Here is a 19,828-nt window from a genome sequence, read left to right on the forward strand (position 1 = left end):
TTTTATTAGGGACAAGACATGGGAAAGAAGATGCCTTACTGGTGGCTCTCGTGCTGCCTGATATCTGTGCCCGCTCTAGCTGCCAACCCGGCGGGAACGATCAATGCCGAACAACTCAGCGAAACGCAGGAACTCCCCTCTTTGAACGGCCGCGTGGCCCCGGTGGCCACGAAAGCTGCGCCCGGCACGCTGCAGCTGGGCGAAGCCGTAAACCGTGCCGTCACCTGGCACCCGGCCATCAGCGAAGCGGTAGGTAAACTCTACCAGCAGAGCGAAAACGTGGACGTCGCCAAATCGAAATACTATCCGCAAATCAATGCCGGAATGGAGAACGGCTATACCCACGACGGTGACGACAACGGCTTCACGCCGTCGCTGGTGCTCTCCCTCTCGCAAATGCTCTACGACTTCGGCAAAGTGGCGAGCCAGGTGCGCGCCGAAAGCGCGGGCGTCGCCCAGCAGCAGGCTAACGTGCTGGTCAGCATTGACACCATTGCCCACGATACCGCCATCGCCATGGTGCAGGTTCAGACCTTGCAGCAGATGGTAGACACCGCCAAAGAGCAGCTTGATGCCCTCTCCTCTATCGGAAAGCTGACGAAGCTGCGCAATGACGAAGGGGCCACCTCACTCTCTGACGTGGTGCAGACCGATGCCCGTATCGAAGGCGCGCGCGCCCAGCTGATGCAGTACCAGGCCAGCCTCAACAGCGCCCGCGCCACGCTGATGAGTTTTCTGGGCTGGGACAGCCTGAACGTCGTCAGCAACGACTTTCCGCAGAGCCTGGCCCGCAGCTGCGACATCGCCGAGCCGGACGATCGTCTGGTGCCCGCCGTGTTAGCGGCCTGGGCGCAGGCCAACGTCGCGCAGGCCAACCTTGACAATGCCAACGCGCAGATGACGCCAACCATTTCGCTTGAGCCGGAAGTGCGCCACTACCTTAACGACCGCTATGCGGGCAACGAAACGCGGGATCGCACCCAGTATTCCGCCTGGGTAAAAGTGCAGATGCCGCTCTATCAGGGGGGCGGCCTGACCGCCCGACGTAACGCAGCCGGACACGCGGTCGAGTCGGCGCAGTCCACCATTCAGCGCACCCGCCTCGATGTGCGGCAAAAACTGCTCGAAGCCCGCAGCCAGGTAATGAGTCTGATGGCCACGCTGCAAATTCAGGGGCGTCAGGAAGCGCTCAGCGCCCGCACCCGCGAGCTGTATCAACAGCAGTATCTCGACCTCGGCTCGCGTCCGCTGCTCGACGTGTTAAACGCCGAACAGGAGGTTTATCAGGCGCGTTTCACCCAGCAGCAAACCGCCGGACAGCTGCATCAGCTTCAGCTCAACTGCCTGTACAACACCGGGCGCTTACGCCACGCGTTCGAACTTGATAACCGCACCATCCAGACTGTGGAGATCCAGCCATGAAGCAACGCGATATTCCGCAGGGTGAAAACATGACGGATGATGCGCTGGAACAGTGGGCGCAGGCGTTTGGCTACGTGGCAACGCGTTATCGCGTAGCCTGTTCACCCGGCGCGCTGATGGCGGGTGCGCCGTGGCTGAAAGGTAAACCGATGGTGCCTGCCCTCACCCAGCTTGCGCGCGAGGCCGGACTGTCATTTGAGCTGCTGACGGCAGATCGGCAGTCCATCAATAGCTGGCGCTTGCCCGTCGTGGTGGAGCTGAGCGAGGGGAAAATCGGCGTCATTGAACATTTCGACGGCGAAGACACCCTTGAGGTCAGCTTTTTCGACGACAACACGCACACCAACCGCCTGTCGATGACGGCCATGCTCCCGGCCATCCGCCACGTGATCGCCCTGCGTCCCCTGGCCGCCCTGAAGGACAGCCGGGTGGATGCCTATATCTCTAAATATCGCCCGGACTGGCTCTACAGGCTGGTAATGCGCGACCTGCGCCCTTACAGCTGGGTCATGCTCGCCGCGCTGTTTATCAACGTGCTGTCGCTTTCGGGGATCGTGTTTTCCATGCAGGTTTACGACCGGGTGATCCCGGCTCAGTCCTACCCGACGCTGTACGTTCTGACTATCGGGGTGCTGATCGCCACGCTGTTTGGTTTTGTGCTGCGCGTGGCCCGCGGGCACATTATGGATCTGCTGGGCAAGCGCTCGGATCTGCGCGTGTCGGATCGCGTCTTTGGCCATGCGCTACGACTGCGCAACAGCGCCATCCCCCGCTCCACCGGCAGCTTTATCTCCCAGCTGCGCGAGCTGGAGCAGATCCGCGAAATGGTCACCTCCTCTACCATTTCCACGATTGTTGACCTGCCTTTCTTCCTCCTGTTTGTGGTGGTGCTGGCGATCATCGCGCCGCAGCTGGCGTGGATCGCCCCGGTCGCGGCGGTGATCATGGTGCTGCCCGGCCTGCTGCTGCAAAAGCGGCTGGCGGAGCTGGCGAAGCAGTCGGCACACGAATCCACCCTGCGCAACGCGGTGCTGGTGGAGAGCGTGCAGGGGCTGGAGGACATCAAATTGATGCAGGCGGAAAACCGCTTCCTGCAGCAGTGGAACAGCTATATCCAGATCACTGCCGAGTCCGGTCTGCGCACCCGCGAGCTGACGCAGAACCTGATCAGCTGGGGGATGACCATTCAAAGTCTGGTCTACGCAGGCGTCATCGTGGTCGGCGCACCGATGGTGATCGACGGGACGCTCACCACCGGTTCGGTGGTCGCCGCCTCGATGCTGGCCTCCCGCATGATCGCTCCGATGGCGACGCTGTGCGGCGTGCTGGCCCGCTGGCAACAGGTGAAGGCCGCCAAAGAGGGGCTGGACAGCATTATGCAGCTGCCCACCGAAAACCAGCGCGAAGAGACGCCGATCCGTCAGGACGTGCTGCGCGGCCATTACCTGTTCGAGCAGGCCCAGTTCCGCTATCACCCGGAAGATCCCCGCATGGCGCTGCGCATTAACCGTCTGGAGATCAAACCTGGCGAGAAAGTGGCGATCCTCGGGCGCAACGGCGCGGGCAAGTCCACCCTGCTGCAGGCGATGGCGGGCGGGATGGATCTGGCGGGCGGCGAGCTGCGGCTCGACAACTTCAGCCTGCCCCATCTCGACGTGGCGGACGTGCGGCGTAACGTCGGCTTTATGACCCAGAACGCGCGGCTGTTTTACGGCACCCTGCGCGAGAACATCACGCTGGGTATGCCGCGCGCCACCGATGAAGAGATTTTTGAAGTGCTGGAGATGTGCGGCGCGGCGAGCTTTGTGCAGAAGCTGCCGAAGGGGCTGGACTACCCGATTATGGAGAATGGCGTGGGGCTGTCCGGCGGGCAGCGGCAGTCCATTCTGCTGGCGCGCATGCTTCTGCGCGATCCGAATATCGTGCTGATGGACGAACCCACGGCGTCGCTTGACGAGCATACCGAGCGGGAATTTATCCAGCGCCTCACCGCCTGGCTTGGCAATCGTACGCTGGTTGTCGCCACCCACCGCGTCCCGGTGCTGGAGCTGGTGGAGCGCGTGGTAGTGTTGAAAGAAGGGATGCTGGTGATGGATGCGCCAAAAGCGCAGGCCCTGAGCAACAGCCGCATGCAGCAACAGCAGCAGGCAACCGGACGGGAGTGGAAAAATGAAAATCAGTCAGCGTGACGTTGCCGCAATGGACGATCTGGATAACGCCCTCGACTCCGAAAGCGGCTACACCGGCGCGCGGCGGATTGTCATCTTCTCTCTGCTGCTGTTTGTGGTGCTTGGCGTCTGGGCGTGGTACGGCATTCTGGATGAAGTTTCCACCGGGACCGGCAAAGTGATCCCCAGCTCGCGCGAACAGGTTTTACAGTCGCTCGACGGCGGGATCCTGACGGAACTGAACGTGCACGAAGGGGATCAGGTTCAGGCAGGACAGGTACTGGCGCGGCTCGATCCGACGCGATCGGAATCGAACGTCGGCGAAAGCGCGGCACGCTACCGGGCATCACTCGCCTCCAGCGTCCGGTTGTATGCCGAAGTGAACGATCTGCCGCTGAAATTCCCGCCTTCGCTGGCGAAATGGACGGATCTGATCGGGGCTGAAACGCGCCTGTATAACTCACGTCGCGCACAGCTTGAAGATACCCAGCGGGAACTGCGCTCGGCGTTAGATCTCGCCAATAAAGAGCTGGCGATCACCCAGCGGCTGGTCAAAACCGGTGCCGCCAGCCACGTGGAAGTGCTGCGTCTGCAGCGGCAGAAAAGCGATCTGGAACTCAAGCTGACCGACGTGCGCTCGCAGTATTACGTTCAGGCGCGCGAGGCGTTATCCAAGGCCAACGCGGAGGTGGATATGGTTTCCGCCATTCTCAAAGGGCGTGAAGATTCGGTGACGCGTCTGACGGTGAAATCCCCGGTGCGCGGCATTGTGAAAAACATCAAAGTGACCACCATCGGCGGCGTGATCCCGCCCAACGGCGAGCTGATGGAGATCGTGCCGGTGGACGATCACCTGCTGATTGAAACCCGCCTGTCGCCGCGCGATATCGCCTTTATCCACCCTAATCAGGAAGCGCTGGTCAAAATCACCGCCTACGATTACGCGATTTACGGCGGGCTGCATGGCGTGGTGGAGACCATTTCACCGGATACCATCCAGGACGAAGCGAAGCCGGAAGTGTTTTATTACCGGGTATTTATCCGCACCAGCCAGGATTACCTGGTGAATAAGGCGGGCAGGCACTTCTCGATTGTGCCGGGGATGATTGCGACGGTGGACATTAAGACCGGAGAGAAAACGGTGCTGGATTATATGATCAAGCCGTTTAACCGGGCGAAAGAGGCGCTGAGGGAGCGGTAGTCAATCGCCGGGTGGCGGCTCCGCCTTACCCGGCCTACATCCGCATAGAGTGAAAATTCGCTATGATTTTCTCCCTCTCCCTGTGGGAGAGGGCTGGGGTGAGGGCATCACAAAACGCAGAAAACCAAGGAATGAGAATCGAACACCCCTAACATAACCTCCCCCCCAATCTGCTAAAGTAGCCCAAACTCATTTTTCAGGAAGAAACCATGCGCCAACGTACCATTGTCTGCCCCATCATTCAGAACGACGGGGCCTATCTGCTGTGCAAAATGGCCGACGATCGCGGCGTATTTCCCGGCCAGTGGGCGCTGTCCGGTGGAGGGATGGAGCCGGGTGAAACGATGGAACAGGCGCTGCGCCGTGAGATCCGCGAAGAGCTTGGCGACGCGCTGGAGATTACCGAGGTAAAACCGTGGGCATTTCGCGATGACACTCGGGTGAAAACCTACGCTGACGGCACCACGGAAGAAATTTATATGATTTACCTGATCTTCGACTGCATCAGCGCCAACCGTGAGGTGACCTTCAACGAAGAGTTTCAGGAGATCGCCTGGGTTAATCCGGAATCGTTAAAACAGCTGGATCTCAACGAAGCCACGCGCATTACCTTCGCCCAAAAGGGCCTTCTTTAATTGCCCACTGCCCCGGCGTTTTACCGGTCCATGCTCTGAAAACCTCAATAAATGCGCTGACGCTGCTGTAGCCGCAGGACAGCGCAATCCACCCTACCGGCTTCCCCGCCGCCAGCCACTCCATTGCCCGCATGACGCGTGCCAGCTGCCGCCAGTTAACGAAGTTCATTCCGGTCTGGGCACTAAACCGACGGTTAAACGTACGCACGCTCATCCCGACATGGCTGGCATGACTCTCGACCGTCTGATTATCATCGACAAACTGCAGCAAATGGCTGACTACGTTCTTCAGACGCGGATCCGTCGGCACGGGCAGAGAAAAGTGAGCCTGGGGCGTCAGGGCAAGCTCATCCAGCAGCAAAGTCAGCTTTCGCGGATCGTACTCACTCTCTGGACCACATAAACGGCTAAACAGTGCATGGGTGAGAGCGTCGGGCTCGAACAGCGCGGGCGAATCGGGAAGCATTCCACACCAGGCGGGGTCCAGATAGATAGCGCAGCCTTCTATCGCGCTTTCAGAGAAGGCGGCGTGCTGCTGGCCCGGCGGGATCCAGCCGATATGCTTTGCCGGCACGACCGAGCGCGCCTGCTGCGTCTCAATGACCAGCAGTCCCGTTGCAATGCGCCACAGCTGGCCGGTGCGATGACTATGCCAGGGCGTTCGATACCCGCCGGGATGAAGGAGCGTTTCAACACTGATCATATCATTTTGACCGAAAATCGTTATTCATCGACGCATTACAGAAACTACGTCTTCGGCTGTCAAGGATAATGATGATTCAACCATTTGAGGAGCCCGCATGAGCATTATCACATCCCTGGTAGCCCACCCTGACAACACCGTGCAGCGCAAGGAAATGGCTAGCCTGTTAACCAACTTATTCAAAGGCGACGTCGATCCGGCAGAGCTTTTTACGCCCGATTACCAGCAATTTACGGACGGTCACGCGCTTGATTATCAGGGTTTTGTTCGGCACCTGAACCACGTTCGATCGCAGATCCGCGAGATAGCATTCAGGGTAGAGGAGTTCACCTGTCACGATGGTCTTTTGGCAGACCGGCACTGGGTTACCGTAACGTATCCGGATGGTCGGCAGGCAGAGATTGAGGTGTATATGTTTGCCGCACTGCGAGAAGGAAAAATCTGTCGTATCCATGAGGTCACGCTGGTGATTGGCGGAGAGGCATCAGACCGCGCGCTCGCCCACGCCACGCATTAAGCTCACCCTAAACGCGAACGGCGCATAACAGCATTTGCCGTTATGCGCCCCCTCTTACAGCGAGATTTTCAAACGTCGAACCGCTTCTATCAGCTGTTCATCCGTTGGCGTCACAAACGACATACGCAGCGTTGTCTGGTCAGGTTCGTTGCAGTAGAAGAACTCACCCGGTACAAACACCACGCCGTTGCTTAACGTCTTCTCCAGCCAGCGCGTGGTGTTCATGCCGTTGTTCATTTTCGCCCACAGGAACATGCCGCCCTTCGGCTTGTGGAACGACATCACATCGCCCAGCTCGGCCTCCAGCTCAGTGGCAAACGTCTGGTATTTCTGGCGATAGGCTTCGCGGATCATCTTAATCTGCCCCGCCAGACGACCGGTTTTCAGGTACTCATAGGTCATCAGCTGTGACAGCGTGCTGGTGTGCAGATCGGTGGTTTGCTTCAGATTAACCACCGCACGTTTCAGCCACTCGGGGACCAGCACCCAGCCCACGCGGGTTCCCGGTGCGAGGATTTTAGAGAAGGTGGAGGTGTACACCACGTTCTCTTCATTGCCGATATCTTTGGCGTGAGCTATCAACGGGCGGAACACTTCGTCGGTGTAATTAATTTCGCTGTACGGGTCGTCTTCGATAATCACGAAATCATAACGTTTTGATAATTCCACCAGCTGTTTACGGCGCGCTTCGGAAAGCGTCACGCCGCCGGGGTTACCAAAGGTTGGAACGATGTAGACCGCTTTGATGGCTTTCTTTGCCACCAGCGCTTCAAGCTCATCCACCTTCATACCGTCGCCGTCGGTGCCGACGGATTCAAAGTTGGCCTGCGCCAGGCCGAAGACCTGCAGCGCGGCGAGATAGGTTGGACGCTCAACGACAACGGTGTCACCCGGGTTGATTAACGCACGCGCCAGCACGTCAAGTGATTGCTGCGAGCCGGAAGTAATAACGACATCATCGGCCTTACAGGCAATACCGCGCCCCTCGCAGATGCGTTTAATTTCCTCGCGCAGCCCCGGGACGCCTTCCGTCAGACCGTACTGGAACGCCTCGCCAAAATGCTGCGATAAGACGGAATCGGCAGCAATTTTAAGCCCATCGTGATCGAACAGATCGGGATTAGGAATACCACCGCCCAGCGAAATCACCCCTGCCATTTTGCTATGTTTTAATAATTCACGGATGGCAGAGGATTGCAGGCCCTGCGCGCTGTTGGCGAGTTTGTTTGCAGACATTCTTTGATTACCTTCTTTTTTATATTGTGCCCAATCTTAGCAGAATATGGGCGATAAATTCCGTAAGCTTAGGCAGTTGACGTAAATCCTGACGCCACAATAAATGCACCGGCCTCGGCGCGGGCGTGTACTGCTCCAGCACCCGCACCAGCCTGCCGCTTGCCAGCTCTTCCGCCACCAGCACCTCCGGTTGCAGCAGTAATCCTGCACCTGCCCGCGCCGCCATGCGTAATCCATAGCCATCGTTGCATCTTAAGATCGCATCGCGCTTCCAGCGCACTTCTCCTTCCATGCCCGGTAGCCGCCACTCGTTACGGGCGGTCCACACCGTGTGCGATAGACACAGATGATTCACCAGATCGGCGGGCGTCTGTGGCGTGCCGTAGCGCGCTAAATAGTCCGGCGCGGCGCAGATCACCATCCGGTAAGGGCAGAGGTACTTCGCTACCAGATCGTCGTTTTGAATGTCGCCAATGCGAATGGCCAGATCGACCCCTTCATCCACCAGATCGACCATCCGGTTGGTGAGATCCAGCTCCACACGCACCTCCGGATACCGCTGTAAATAGGTGGCGGTGAGCGGTGCAATCACGCAGCCACCAAACGACGTCGGTGCCGTGACGCGCAACGTTCCGGCAGGCGCAGCACGCAGCCGCTCGACTGCATTTTCAGCAATGGAGACCTGCTCCAGCACCCGCTTCGCCTCCTCGAAATAGACGCGCCCGGCGTCGGTCAGGCTTTGACGGCGCGTGTTGCGCTCCAGCAGTCGCGTGCCGAGCTGGGTTTCCAGCAGGGCAATATACTTCCCCACCATCACCGCCGACATCTCCAGACGTGATGCAGCACCAGTAAAGCTACCGCTTTCCACCACCGCAATAAACGTCTCCATACCGCGAAGCTTATCCATATTCCGAACCTCTGGTTAGCAATCTTCTAACGTTAGCCCAGTTTATCTGACTTTTTATTTATTAAAGAATGAAGTCTCACAACATAAGGAGTCTGCTATGAAAATCGTCATTATTGGTGCCAGCGGTACGGTCGGTCGTGCAGTAGCGGAAGAGCTGAGTCGTCGTCACGAAGTCATCCGCGTGGGCCGCACGCAGGGCGACTATCAGGTGGATATCACCTCGCAGGCGAGCGTTCAGGCGCTGTTTGAGAAAATCGGTCCGGTGGACGCGATTGTCTCCGCCAGCGGCAGCCTTCACTTTGGCCCCCTCGCGACCATGAAGGACAGCGATTTCAACCGGGGATTGCAGGATAAGCTTTTGGGGCAGGTTCGCCTGGCGCTGACCGGCCAGCACTACCTGAACGAAGGCGGCTCGATTACGCTGATAAGCGGGATTGTGGCGCACGAGCCGATTGCGCAGGGGGTGAATGCCACCACGGTCAATGCGGCGCTGGAAGGGTTTGTGCGCGCTGCAGCCTGTGAGCTGCCGCGCAGGATCCGCATCAACCTGATTAGCCCGACGGTACTCACCGAATCCGTCGAAGCGTACGACGGCTTCTTCCCGGGCTTTGAGAGCGTTCCCGCCGCGACCGTGGCGCAGGCCTACCGTCGCAGCGTGGAAGGCGTGCAGAGCGGACGCGTGTATAAGGTGGGTTACTGAGCCTTACGGGCGGCGATCAGCACCAGCATCGGGCGCTCTGCCTCTTCGGCCAGCGCGGGCCAGGCGTCAATCTGCGCCTGCGTTGGCCCCCACTCGTTGACCTCGCTTACCGTTAACCCGGCCCCGATCAGCGCGTTAAGCGTGGTGCCCAGCGTGCGGTGATACTTGATGACGCCGTCCGCCAGCCAGTTGCTGACGCGCTTGCCTTCTTCCTGATAATGGTTCACGCCCCAGAACCGCTCGCCACTGTCGTCGGTCAGCCAGCCTTGACGGGTGGCGCAGGTGTAAATGGGGTGCTCCATGGAAAAAACCAGGCTGCCGCCGGGCTTAAGCGCGCGCTGAACCTTCGCAAACAGGGTATCCAGCTCCGGCAGGTAGTGCAGCGCCAGCGAGCTATAGACCAGATCGAGGCTGTTCTCGTTGAGCTCGAGTGATTCCATATCGCTACGCTGATAGTGAATCTGTGGATCAGCGGTAAGCTCCCCAGCGCGGGCGAGCATCTTTTCGGAGATATCAACGCCCGTGACGTCAGCAGCGCCCAGGTCACGCGCCGCGCGGCAAAACCAGCCGTAGCCGCAGCCGAGATCGACAACCGATTTGCCGGTTAAATCCGGCAGCATGGCCTTAAGCGCGGGCCACTCCGGCGCACCGTCGAGGCCCTGAACCGAGCGCGGAAGCTGGGCGTAGCCTTCGAAAAATGCCGGGTTGTCGTAGATGTTTTGTGCCATGGCAGATCCCTCTTAAAGAATGTGCATAGCAGTATACTGCATTGTCGGGTGGCGGCTTCGCCTTACCCGACCTACAAAATCTCCGAACCGTAGGCCGGGTAAGCGCAGCGCCACCCGGCACCACATTAGCCCACCGAGCCCCAGACGAGGTTGCCCTTGTGGAACGTCGCGGTACGCGGTGAAATGCGCGCCACGGCCTCGGCGGAACAGGAGGCATCCACCAGCACAAAGCTGGCGTCGTCCTGCGCTTTCGGCCACACGCGCTCGCCTTTGTCGTTCAGCGGCAGCACGTCGCCGGTGGCGATACCGAGCGCGCGGGAGAGCGTCTGCTCGTTCGGGCGGATGTAGAGTTGCGCATAAAGATTCGCTTTTTCCAGCATGTCCCCCAGACCGTAGGGCGACCAGTGGTCGATCACGCTGTCGGTCCCCGTCATCACAAACACGCCCTTCTCGCGCAGCTGCTTCAGCGGCATATGCAGGGTGCCAATCGGCACGGTGGAGGCGATGGTCACCTGCTGCGCCGCCATGCGGGTGGCGATCTCATCCACCTGCTGCTCGTTGAGCGTCGCCAGCGCGAAGGCGTGGCTGATGGTCAGTTTGCCCTTCAGCTCCGGCGTTTTCTCCACGGTTTCGACCATGTAGTTCACCGCCGCCACGCCCGCCGGGCTGGTTTCGTGCAGGTGAATATCCACCCCTTTGTCGTAGTCCAGCGCGATCTGGAACATCAGATCGAGAGATTTCTCCATCGCACCGTCAACGTTAGTCGGGTCCAGCCCGCCTACGTAGTGCGCCCCGGCCTGCATCGCCTCGCGCATCAGCTTTTCAGAATTCGACAGCAGCAGCCCATGCTGCGGGAAGGCAACGATTTCGCAGTCAAAACCCGCTTTGCGGCGCGCCAGCACTGCCTGCAGATTTTCCAGGTTTTTCAGGCCGGAAACCGGCTCAATATTGCAGTGGCTGCGGGCGATGGTAGAGCCTTTCGACTGGATCAGGTCGATCAGCTTTTCCGCGCGCTCCTGGGTGTAGGGCTGCAGCTCCGGCAGCATTTTTTGTTCCAGGCGGATCATGTCCTGAATCGTGGTACCCGCAGGACGGTTCAGCGAGCGCCACGGGCCGCCGTAAAAGGTTTTATCCAGGTGGATGTGCATGTCGCGCATCGCCGGGAGCATCAGCTTGCCGCCCGCGTCATAGTGCGGCAGCGTGGCGTCGGCATGGCTTTTATTGTCGCGCAGGGCGACGATCTTCCCGTCGTTAATCTCCAGCGTTTTCAACTCGGTGCGGGTGCTTGTCGCCACGCTGCCGTCAACGTTAAACCCGGCTTCGAGCAGCACGTTGTCGAGGTAGTAATGTTTTGCGGTGATGCTCATCGGTTTGCCGGTCTCGCAGGTTGGCTTTGCGGTATCCGCAGCATACGCGACGGAGCCGGTGGCGCCAAACAGCGCGCAGGCGGTAACCATTTTGCCGCTCTGGCTAATAAACTCGCGGCGGCTTTTGTTTTCACTCATCTTATCTTCCTTCATTAACAATATGGGTACCGGTTTCCCCGCGCAGCGCCGCGGGCAGGCAGTCCGGCGAGGTGATAATCACGCGCTTGCCGCCGTGGTGTAAAAACTCCAGCGAGGCGACGATTTTGGGCAGCATGCTGCCCGCCGGGAAGTGGCCCTCTTCCATGTAGCGCGCCATCTGCGCCACGTTAACAGCGTCCAGCGCCTGCTGGTTTGGCTTGCCGAAGTTGACGCACACTTTTTCGACCCCGGTGGTGATCACCAGCACGTCGGCGCGGATCTCGCGCGCCAGCAGCGCGGTGGAGAGATCTTTATCAATCACCGCGTCGACGCTCTGATACTCCCCCTGCTCACTGCGAACAACGGGGATCCCCCCGCCGCCCGCGCCGATCACCACAAAGCCTTTTTGCGTCAGCGTTTTGATGGCGTCTGCCTCAACGATGCGCAGCGGCTGGGGTGAAGCCACCACGCGACGGTAGCCCCGGCCGGAGTCCTCAACAAAATGCCAGTCCGGGTGCGCGCTCTGCAGCTCGTCGCGCTGTGTCTCGCTGAAAAACGCACCGATCGGTTTCGTCGGGTGCGTAAAGCCGGGATCGTTTTTATCCACCTCTACCTGCGTGACGACCGTGACCGCTTTTTGCTCGCCGCGCGCGGCAAGCCGGTTGTTTAGCGCCTGCTGGATCAGGTAACCGATGCCGCCCTGCGTATCCGCCACGCAGTTTGCCAGCGGGGTCAGCGGCAGCCCTTCCCGCTCGTGGGCGATTTCGGCGCGGCGCAGATCCAGCCCCACCTGCGGGCCGTTACCGTGGGTGAGCACGATGTCATAGTCGGAGGCCAGCATCTCCAGCACCGACTCGGCCACCGCTTTCACCGCCTGCGCCTGATGTTCAACCGACTGGCTGGCGTTGTCTTTGATAATGCTGTTGCCGCCGATGGCGACGACCATAAGCTCTTTCATTTTGTTTCCTTTAGAAGGTGCGTTCTGGTGCCCTCACCCCGGCCCTCTCCCACAGGGAGAGGGGGATTAACAGAGATATCCAGCACATGCTTCACCACAAACATGCCGCCCATCATCAGATACGCGGTGACGAACATCAGCGAACTGCCTTCGGCAAATCCCACCACCGGGGCATGGATCACCCCAAACAGCGCCAGCAGCGCCCCACCCGCAGCGGCGACAGCCCCGCGCAGCGGTTTGTTGATGATGGCAAAGATGGCGATACAGCCCCACAGCATGCTGGCGAGCGGTGCGCCGTTACCGAGATGCATCAGCCCTTCGTAGTAGATCCCTTTGCTGTGCAGCACGTCGGTGCCGATTTTCCCCGCGCTGGTGCCTGCGGCGCTCATCACGCTGTTCATCATGGTCAGCGCCCAGTTGGCGATCCACGGGAACAGGCAGATGAAGATGACGGGCACCTCCACTTTGGGCGTTTCCCTCACCACCTGGTTGGCCGTCACGACGCCGATAAACACCAGAATCGGCACGATGGCGGTCATCGGTATGATGGCGAGCATAAACGCCCCCAGCCCGAACAGCGGCACGATGAACATGGTCACGCCCGAGGCCAGCGTGTAGCCGATGCTGGCCCCCATCGCTTTCCAGCCGGGATGACCGACGTAGACCGTGACCGGGAACGGGTTCCCCATCAGGCATCCGAGCATGGAGGCCAGGCCGTTCGCCAGCATCACCTTGCGGGTCGGGTATTCATCCCCTGCCGCGTGGGCGCTTTCGATGTTCTCGAGGTCAAAGATGTAGTTCGCCAGCCCCAGCGGAACGGCCGATGCCAGATACGGCAGCGCGTGCGGCAGGCCCTGCAGGAAGCCTTCTACGTGCACCTGCGGCGGGTTAAAGCCGAACGATGACATGGACGCTTTAATCGCTTCCGGGCTTTGCAGACCCGAGAGCCACGCTAGCGCCGTTCCGGCAACCAGCAACAGCAGACCGGTCGGGATTTTGGCGAAAATGGGCTTTTTACCGAACCAGTTAATAAAGATGAGCAGCAGCACGATAAACGACACAGTCGGCGCTTCGAACGCCTGCAGCATCGGGTTCATCGCCAGCAGCAGCAGGCCCAAACCGGAGAGGCACGACAGCAGCACGGTGCGCGGGATCATCTTGCGGATGGTTTCCCCTAAAAACGAACCGCCCGCGAGGATCATCGCTTCTACGAAACACCACACTAGGCCAATCTGAATGGCGAACTCCGCATCGCCCGTTTGCTGATACACCGGCATCAGCACCAGGAAGGTCACGGTAAAAATTGACGGCGCGCTGGGGCCGGACGGCAGCGCGGTGACGTCCGTTCGCCCGGTGGCGCGCGCCATCTGCATGCCGAACCAGGCGTAGCAAATACTTGCGACCAGCACCGCCAGCCCGAAGGCCGGCGCGATGCGTCCATAAACAATCTCCTTCGGGATGCCGACGACGAAAATGAGCAGCCCCATCATGGTCAGCAGGTTCGTCAGGTTGTTGGTCATCAACCCGAAGTACGCCGCCCAGTCACCTCTTTTCCACTCCAGTTTCATGCTTTTCATGGATGCTTACCTTATAAGAAGTAGCGATCGCGGAAGGTCAACAGCGCCTTTTCAAAACAGCTAAACGGCGGGTGAACGATGCCCGCCCCAATCATGCCGATGCCCGCGTCTTTGTGGGCAATGGCGGTGTTGATCACCGGCAGAATGCCGCTGCCCGCGACTTTGGTGATATCGATGGCGGTCGGAATGCCCATAAACGAGAGCAGCGGAATGGTGACGTTCGGGTTTTCGCCGAGGGTGATTTCACGCATCTGACGCGAGAAGTCGATGGCTTCCTCCACCGTGCCGCCCACCAGGGCCACAATCGCTGGCGCCGTCGCCATGGCAAAGCCGCCGATGCCGTAGGTTTCGGTGATGGCGCTGTCGCCGATATCCAGCCCGGAGTCTTCCGGCTTATAGCCCGCAAACATCGGGCCAATCACCTGCTGCGCCGGGCCGGTGAACCACTGCCCCGGCAGGCCGGAAATACGCAAGCCAAACTCGTAGCCGTTACGCGCCATAGTCGTCACCACGGTGCTGTACTCGATACCGTGGGCGGCATCCAGCGCGGCTTTACACATTGCCATCCACGTCGGGCCGGAGAAGTAGTCGCTGCTGGCGACAAACTCAAACACCTCGCGCTGCTGCGCCACTGGATAGCCCGCCTGAATCAGCCCCGGCGTTAGCGCCTGAATCAGCAGCGTGGTGCCTGCGTTGTTGCGGTTGTGGCACTCGTCGCCCATGTGCAGTGCCTGGGCCATCATCAGGCGCAGGTCGATCTCGCCGATGATCTTCATCGCGTCGCGCAGCATCGGGCCGAGAACGTCGCGCATCCAGTTCAGACGGTCGATCACGCTCTGGTCGTTGGCGCCCATGCGCAGGATCTTCGCCATCTGCTCGCTGAGGTTGGTGAAGGCGCGGTTGCCGTAGGTTTTGTTCTCGACGATGTGCATAAACATTGATGCCGAGGTGACGCCCGCCATCGAACCCACACAGTCGTGCTCGTGGCAGGGGGAGAAGGTGATATCGCCAGAGGCCGCCAGTCGCGCCGCGTCCTCCAGATCGGTGGCCAGCCCTTCAAACACCAGCGCCCCGGTGACCGCCCCTTTCATCGCCCCGCACATGTTTTCCCAGGCGACAGGCGGGCCCGCGTGCAGGATGGTGGTGCGGGTCATCCCCGGCACGACGTTGATCGCCTGATCAAAGCCCACCAGCACCGGGTGGGACTGAATAATGCGCTCCAGCGCAATCTTGTTGGCGGCGGCAATTTTCTCCGCCAGCGGTTTTTCCGCCAGCTGGTCGAGCGCTTCAACGACCTGCATATTGCCCTGCCCCGGCGGGGTCCAGTCGAGATGGGTGACCGGGACGTGCTGCTTTTTCAGGTCGTCACTGAACATGGCAATACCGACATTAATGACGTTCAGCGGCTGGTTAAATAAGGTGGTCATCAGGCGTTCTCCCCTTTGCAGACAAATTCACGTGCCAGTAATCCGGTATTGGTACTGCTGCTGGCCCAGATCACGCCCGCATCGGTCAGGAGCTGGCACTGCTGGGTCAGTGACGGCGTATCCTGGTCGGTGCCGAGCACGTAGCCGAGGATCGCCAGCGGACGGTTGTCGGCCTTCGCGATCGCCTGCGCCTCTTTGATCGCCTCGATCATCACGCCGACCGGATCCTCGTGCGATCCGAAGCCGAGCACGAAGTCCATCACGATCACCCCCACTTCGGGATCCCGCGCCTCCTGTAGCAGACGGCTGATGCGGTTGGCCGGGTCGATCATCGGGTGCGGCTTGCCGTTGGTGAAGTCGTCGTCGCCAAAGTCGAGGAAGGTGTGGGCTTTACTGACGCTGATGTCGCCCAGGCGCTTAGCCGGATCCGGCTGGATGTTGCTGTAGACGTCGTCGAATTTCGCAAGCGCCGCGAACATCGCCTCGTCGCACAGGGTGCCGCCGCAGAACAGGCCGCGAATGTACTTCTGCTGCGGGGTCAGGCGGGCGCGCACCTCTTCAATCAATGGCCAGTTGAGCGGATGCAGGTCCAGGGACTCTTTTTTGATGCCGGTAAGCAGGACCGCCTTCAGGGCCGCCTCTTTGGTGCCGCGGGCAAACTGCAGGCCATCTTCATCGGCAGGCGGTTCGCTGCGGCCGAGGAAGCAAACAACCACAGGCTTGCGGCAGGCGCGGGCGCGAGCCAGCACTTTCTCCGCCACCGCAGGGGCCGGTGGCTTGGAGATGAGTGCAATCACCTGGGTGCCCTCGTCGGCTTCCAGCATGTCGATGGCGTCGAGCATCATCAGGCCGCCAATTTTCTCGCTGAGATCGCGCCCGCCGGTGCCAATCAGCTGCGACACGCCGCCGCCGAATTCGTGAATACGCACGCTCAGCTCCTGGCTGCCGGTGCCGGAAGCGCCGACGATGCCAATCGAGCCGCGACGCACCGCGTTAGCAAAGCACAGTCCCGCGCCGTTGATGATGGCGGTGCCGCAGTCCGGCCCCATCATCAGCAGCCCTTTCTGGTGCGCCAGCTGCTTCAGCGCCAGCTCGTCGTCGAGCGACACGTTATCGGAAAAGAGCATTACGTTAAGATCGTTTTCCAGCGCCTGCCGCGCTTCGCGGGCGGCGAAAGTACCGTTGACGGAAATTACCGCAAGGTTTGCGTCAGGACGATGGGTTTTGGCGCTGGCAATCGTCGCGTAGCGCGCTTCATGGGATCCTGCGCTCTCTTTACGCGTGAACAGCGCTTCGATAGCCGCCAGCGTTTCATCATTCGCCGCGTCGCCTTTAATCACGATCATCAGGTCGCCGTTTTTGGCTTCGGTTAATTCCGGCGTTAATAGCCCGAGGTTTTTTAATACGCCTTTGTTCATTTCCGTTGCCATGGCCACAAACGCCTGCTCGACGCCCGGTAATTTATTGGCTTTGGTGGAAACGGACATTAATGATACGGAGTCGAAATACGTATTCTTTTTAATCACGATTTTCGTTGGCATTATTTTCTCCTGAAAGCGGATAAAAGGGGGCCGCCGTCGTGCAAAATGCACGTCGGTTAAAAATACTTTTGAATTAACGGCCAGCCGGAAAAGGCTGGCCGAATGCGTTATGCGCCTGCCGCCAGCAGCAGGTCGGCTATCGCATCGAACCCTTTTTCTCGCGCCAGCTCGAGCGGGGTTTTGCCGTATTTGTCGGTCATGTGCGGGTTCGCGCCGTGATCCAGCAGCAGCTTGACGATCTCCTGCTGCTTCGCGCCGCCGTCGTTAAGCACGATGGCTTCCAGCAGCGGCGTCCAGCCGACAAAATTGGTGTGGTTGACGTTGATATCCGTTTTTTCCAGCAGCTCGCGCACAATCTCAACGTGCCCTTTTTCACTGGCTGGCGTAATGCCCACGCCGCCAAAGCGCGTCAGGCGGTCGAGATCGGGATTTGCCGGAAGGACAAGGCGCAGCAGGGTAATATCGTTGGTCAGGCAGCTGATGAGGAAGGGGTTAAAGCAGGTCTGATCCTGCTTATCAATATCCGCCCCGGCGGCAATTAATAGCTCCACGCAGGAATAATGCTTTTTCAGGCTGGCAATAATAACCGCGGTTCTTTTCTGACGGTTGGTGGCGTTAATATCCACGCCTTTCTCCAGACAGGCTTTTAGCGCATCGCTATTGCCCTCTTCTGCCGCCAGCAGAAATTCAGTAACGAGTTCGTTCGCAGACATATTCAGACTCCCGATGTTTTTATTTCTGTTGACCTGAGAATAGCAACAGCCTGGTCATAAAAGAATCCGCTTAAAAATGATTCATCGACAGTCAATTCATTGTTGAGTTAAATTCAATAAACCGGTTAAAACGTGCGTCTGTGCAACCTTTTTCTTATGTTACACCGCGTTTTAGCGCGCGAAGCTGCATTATGCTTATGCCTGACGAAGCCTTACCAAGTGCGGCCTGCAGCAAATAGTCAGAACTGTGACCGGCTTCAAATACGTTGTAACATCGTTGTTAAAATATGTTCAAAACTGATGGCTGACGGGAGTGAGATATGAATTCCATCTTTACCGAAGAGAACCTGCTGGCCTTCACCACCGCGGCGCGCTTTGGCAGCTTCAGCAAAGCCGCCGCCGAACTGGGCGTGACGACCTCCGCCATCAGTTACACCATTAAGCGCATGGAGACCGGGCTGGACGTGGTGCTGTTTGTGCGCAACACGCGCAGCATCGAGCTGACCGAGTCCGGCTTTTACTTTTACCGTAAGGCCACCGACCTGCTTAACGACTTCCACGCCATCAAGCGCGGGATTGATACCATTTCGCAGGGCATCGAGGCGCGGGTGCGCATCTGTATTAATCAGCTTTTATACACGCCGCGCCACACCGCCAGGCTGCTGCAGGTGCTGAAAAAACAGTTTCCGACCTGTCAGATCACCGTCACGACCGAGGTCTACAACGGCGTCTGGGATTCTATTATCAACAACCAGGCCAATATCGCGATTGGCGCGCCGGACACGCTGCTCGACGGCGGCGGGATTGATTACACCGAAATTGGCGCTATTCGCTGGGTCTTTGCCATCGCTCCGGAACATCCGCTCGCCTTTGTTCCCGAACCGATAGCGGAGAGCCAGCTGCGCCTGTATCCGAACATCATGGTGGAAGATACCGCGCATACCATTAACAAAAAGGTTGGCTGGCTGCTGCACGGGCAGGAGGCGATTCTGGTGCCGGATTTCAACACCAAATGCCAGTGTCAGATCCTGGGGGAAGGGATTGGCTTTTTGCCGGAATACATGGCGAGAGAGGCGGTGGAGGATGGACTCCTGGCGACGCGACGCATTAACAACCCGCGCCAGGATTCGCGCATGCTGCTCGCCACGCAGCATGCCGCGACCGGTCAGGTGACGCGCTGGATCAAACAGCAGTTTGGTCCAGAAGGTGTGCTGACCGGGATCTACAGCGATTTACTCTGGCGTGCTTAGCTTTTGGTTTGCACCCAGAACGCGTGGATAAGGCCGGGGAAGTAGCCCAGAATGGTCAGCAGGATATTCAGAATAAATGCCCAGCCAAATCCTTTACCAAGCAGCACCCCCAACGGCGGGAGAATAATCGTAAAAACAACGCGCCAAAAACCCATAATGACTCCGTGCAAGCTAACTAATTGAATAAAAAGAGAACACTCTCTAAGCGTAGCCAGTTTACCCGGCTGTGCCATTACCCCGCCGTTCTTTTACCCTCTTTTACGATTTTGACACTGGCTTAACGCGCACCTTTACTTTAGTATTTACTTAATTAAGAAAACACTAAAATACCATGACTGAACTTGAACAGCTTCAGGCCAGCGCTGAGCAGGCCGCAGCATTGATGAAAGCGATGAGCAACCCGCACAGGCTACTGATCCTCTGCACACTTTGCGGCTCACCGAATACCAGCGCGGGCGATCTGGCGCGCGCGACGGGGCTCAGCGCGTCCGCCACGTCCCAACATCTTGCGCGCATGCGCGAGGAAGGCCTGATCGGCAGTACGCGGGATGCCCAACGCATTCTCTACGCCATTAAGAATGACGCTGTATACCAGATTATCAGCACCCTCAAACACCTCTATTGTCCGTAAGGAGCCGCC

At 59.0% G+C, this 19,828-nt stretch carries 19 protein-coding genes; 8 read left to right on the plus strand and 11 right to left on the minus strand.

Annotated features, from left to right (window positions below):
* Positions 1-18: 18 nt before the first annotated feature.
* From AC2T6E_RS15040 to nudI, 4 genes are all read left to right on the plus strand, one after another.
* Positions 19-1,422 carry a TolC family outer membrane protein gene (locus AC2T6E_RS15040; RefSeq protein WP_486692366.1) on the plus strand — a complete coding sequence of 468 codons (1,404 nt, stop codon included), beginning with the start codon at positions 19-21 and terminating at the stop codon, positions 1,420-1,422.
* Positions 1,419-3,611, plus strand: a complete 2,193-nt coding sequence (locus AC2T6E_RS15045) for a type I secretion system permease/ATPase (protein WP_486692368.1) — start codon at positions 1,419-1,421, stop codon at positions 3,609-3,611. Before AC2T6E_RS15040 ends, AC2T6E_RS15045 begins: the two co-directional genes overlap by 4 nt.
* Positions 3,612-3,621: 10 nt before the next feature.
* On the plus strand, positions 3,622-4,791 hold the full coding sequence (locus AC2T6E_RS15050) for a beta-barrel domain-containing protein (RefSeq protein WP_174341028.1): 1,170 nt from the start codon (positions 3,622-3,624) through the stop codon (positions 4,789-4,791).
* Positions 4,792-5,000: 209 nt separating this feature from the next.
* Positions 5,001-5,426 carry a nucleoside triphosphatase NudI gene (nudI, locus tag AC2T6E_RS15055; RefSeq protein WP_108416440.1) on the plus strand — a complete coding sequence of 142 codons (426 nt, stop codon included), beginning with the start codon at positions 5,001-5,003 and terminating at the stop codon, positions 5,424-5,426.
* On the opposite strand, the gene AC2T6E_RS15060 is transcribed toward nudI, so the two are convergent.
* A complete protein-coding gene (locus AC2T6E_RS15060) occupies positions 5,398-6,129 on the minus strand; it encodes a helix-turn-helix domain-containing protein (protein WP_108416439.1) in 732 nt (243 codons plus the stop codon). The two genes, nudI and AC2T6E_RS15060, sit on opposite strands and share 29 nt — an antisense overlap.
* A 97-nt stretch (positions 6,130-6,226) precedes the next feature.
* On the opposite strand from AC2T6E_RS15060, the gene AC2T6E_RS15065 reads away from it, so the two are divergent.
* Positions 6,227-6,646, plus strand: a complete 420-nt coding sequence (locus AC2T6E_RS15065; protein ID WP_148400974.1) for a nuclear transport factor 2 family protein — start codon at positions 6,227-6,229, stop codon at positions 6,644-6,646.
* Between the two features lie 54 nt (positions 6,647-6,700).
* On the opposite strand, the gene AC2T6E_RS15070 is transcribed toward AC2T6E_RS15065, so the two are convergent.
* Positions 6,701-7,882, minus strand: a complete 1,182-nt coding sequence (locus AC2T6E_RS15070; protein WP_212474289.1) for an aminotransferase-like domain-containing protein — start codon at positions 7,880-7,882, stop codon at positions 6,701-6,703.
* 19 nt (positions 7,883-7,901) lie between these two features.
* Complete coding sequence (locus AC2T6E_RS15075) at positions 7,902-8,789, minus strand: LysR family transcriptional regulator (RefSeq protein ID WP_042715351.1); 888 nt, start codon at positions 8,787-8,789, stop codon at positions 7,902-7,904.
* Positions 8,790-8,886: 97 nt separating this feature from the next.
* Here AC2T6E_RS15075 and AC2T6E_RS15080 point away from each other — a divergent pair, with 97 nt between their 5' ends.
* Positions 8,887-9,489 (plus strand): short chain dehydrogenase, encoded by a 603-nt coding sequence (locus AC2T6E_RS15080; RefSeq protein ID WP_486692372.1) that lies wholly within the window; start codon positions 8,887-8,889, stop codon positions 9,487-9,489.
* On the opposite strand, the gene AC2T6E_RS15085 is transcribed toward AC2T6E_RS15080, so the two are convergent.
* From AC2T6E_RS15085 to AC2T6E_RS15115, 7 genes are all read right to left on the minus strand, one after another.
* Entirely contained in the window at positions 9,483-10,217 is a 735-nt protein-coding gene (locus AC2T6E_RS15085) for a class I SAM-dependent methyltransferase (RefSeq protein WP_120159310.1), read from the minus strand. The genes AC2T6E_RS15080 and AC2T6E_RS15085 overlap by 7 nt on opposite strands.
* Positions 10,218-10,342: 125 nt before the next feature.
* Complete coding sequence (locus AC2T6E_RS15090; protein ID WP_447854691.1) at positions 10,343-11,722, minus strand: amidohydrolase family protein; 1,380 nt, start codon at positions 11,720-11,722, stop codon at positions 10,343-10,345.
* A 1-nt stretch (position 11,723) separates the two neighbouring features.
* Entirely contained in the window at positions 11,724-12,680 is a 957-nt protein-coding gene (locus AC2T6E_RS15095; protein WP_253178953.1) for a carbamate kinase family protein, read from the minus strand.
* Positions 12,677-14,257 (minus strand): xanthine permease, encoded by a 1,581-nt coding sequence (locus AC2T6E_RS15100; protein ID WP_486692375.1) that lies wholly within the window; start codon positions 14,255-14,257, stop codon positions 12,677-12,679. The genes AC2T6E_RS15095 and AC2T6E_RS15100 overlap by 4 nt, the downstream gene beginning before the upstream one ends.
* An 11-nt stretch (positions 14,258-14,268) precedes the next feature.
* Positions 14,269-15,684 carry a YlbE family protein gene (locus AC2T6E_RS15105; protein WP_486692377.1) on the minus strand — a complete coding sequence of 472 codons (1,416 nt, stop codon included), beginning with the start codon at positions 15,682-15,684 and terminating at the stop codon, positions 14,269-14,271.
* Positions 15,684-17,225, minus strand: coding sequence for an acyl-CoA synthetase FdrA (fdrA, locus tag AC2T6E_RS15110; protein ID WP_486692379.1), 1,542 nt, complete (start codon positions 17,223-17,225; stop codon positions 15,684-15,686). Before fdrA ends, AC2T6E_RS15105 begins: the two co-directional genes overlap by 1 nt.
* Before the next feature lie 107 nt (positions 17,226-17,332).
* Positions 17,333-17,938 (minus strand): ankyrin repeat domain-containing protein, encoded by a 606-nt coding sequence (locus tag AC2T6E_RS15115; protein ID WP_108416429.1) that lies wholly within the window; start codon positions 17,936-17,938, stop codon positions 17,333-17,335.
* A gap of 320 nt (positions 17,939-18,258) precedes the next feature.
* On the opposite strand from AC2T6E_RS15115, the gene AC2T6E_RS15120 reads away from it, so the two are divergent.
* Positions 18,259-19,188, plus strand: a complete 930-nt coding sequence (locus AC2T6E_RS15120) for a LysR substrate-binding domain-containing protein (protein WP_100166249.1) — start codon at positions 18,259-18,261, stop codon at positions 19,186-19,188.
* On the opposite strand, the gene AC2T6E_RS15125 is transcribed toward AC2T6E_RS15120, so the two are convergent.
* The gene (locus tag AC2T6E_RS15125) at positions 19,185-19,343 is read right to left on the minus strand and encodes a YqaE/Pmp3 family membrane protein (RefSeq protein WP_010434321.1); all 159 of its coding nucleotides are present in this window, start codon (positions 19,341-19,343) and stop codon (positions 19,185-19,187) included. The genes AC2T6E_RS15120 and AC2T6E_RS15125 overlap by 4 nt on opposite strands.
* A 176-nt stretch (positions 19,344-19,519) precedes the next feature.
* On the opposite strand from AC2T6E_RS15125, the gene AC2T6E_RS15130 reads away from it, so the two are divergent.
* A complete protein-coding gene (locus AC2T6E_RS15130) occupies positions 19,520-19,819 on the plus strand; it encodes an ArsR/SmtB family transcription factor (protein ID WP_089598175.1) in 300 nt (99 codons plus the stop codon).
* Positions 19,820-19,828: the final 9 nt, after the last annotated feature.

The organism is Enterobacter sp. B79-1 (genome assembly GCF_057444735.1).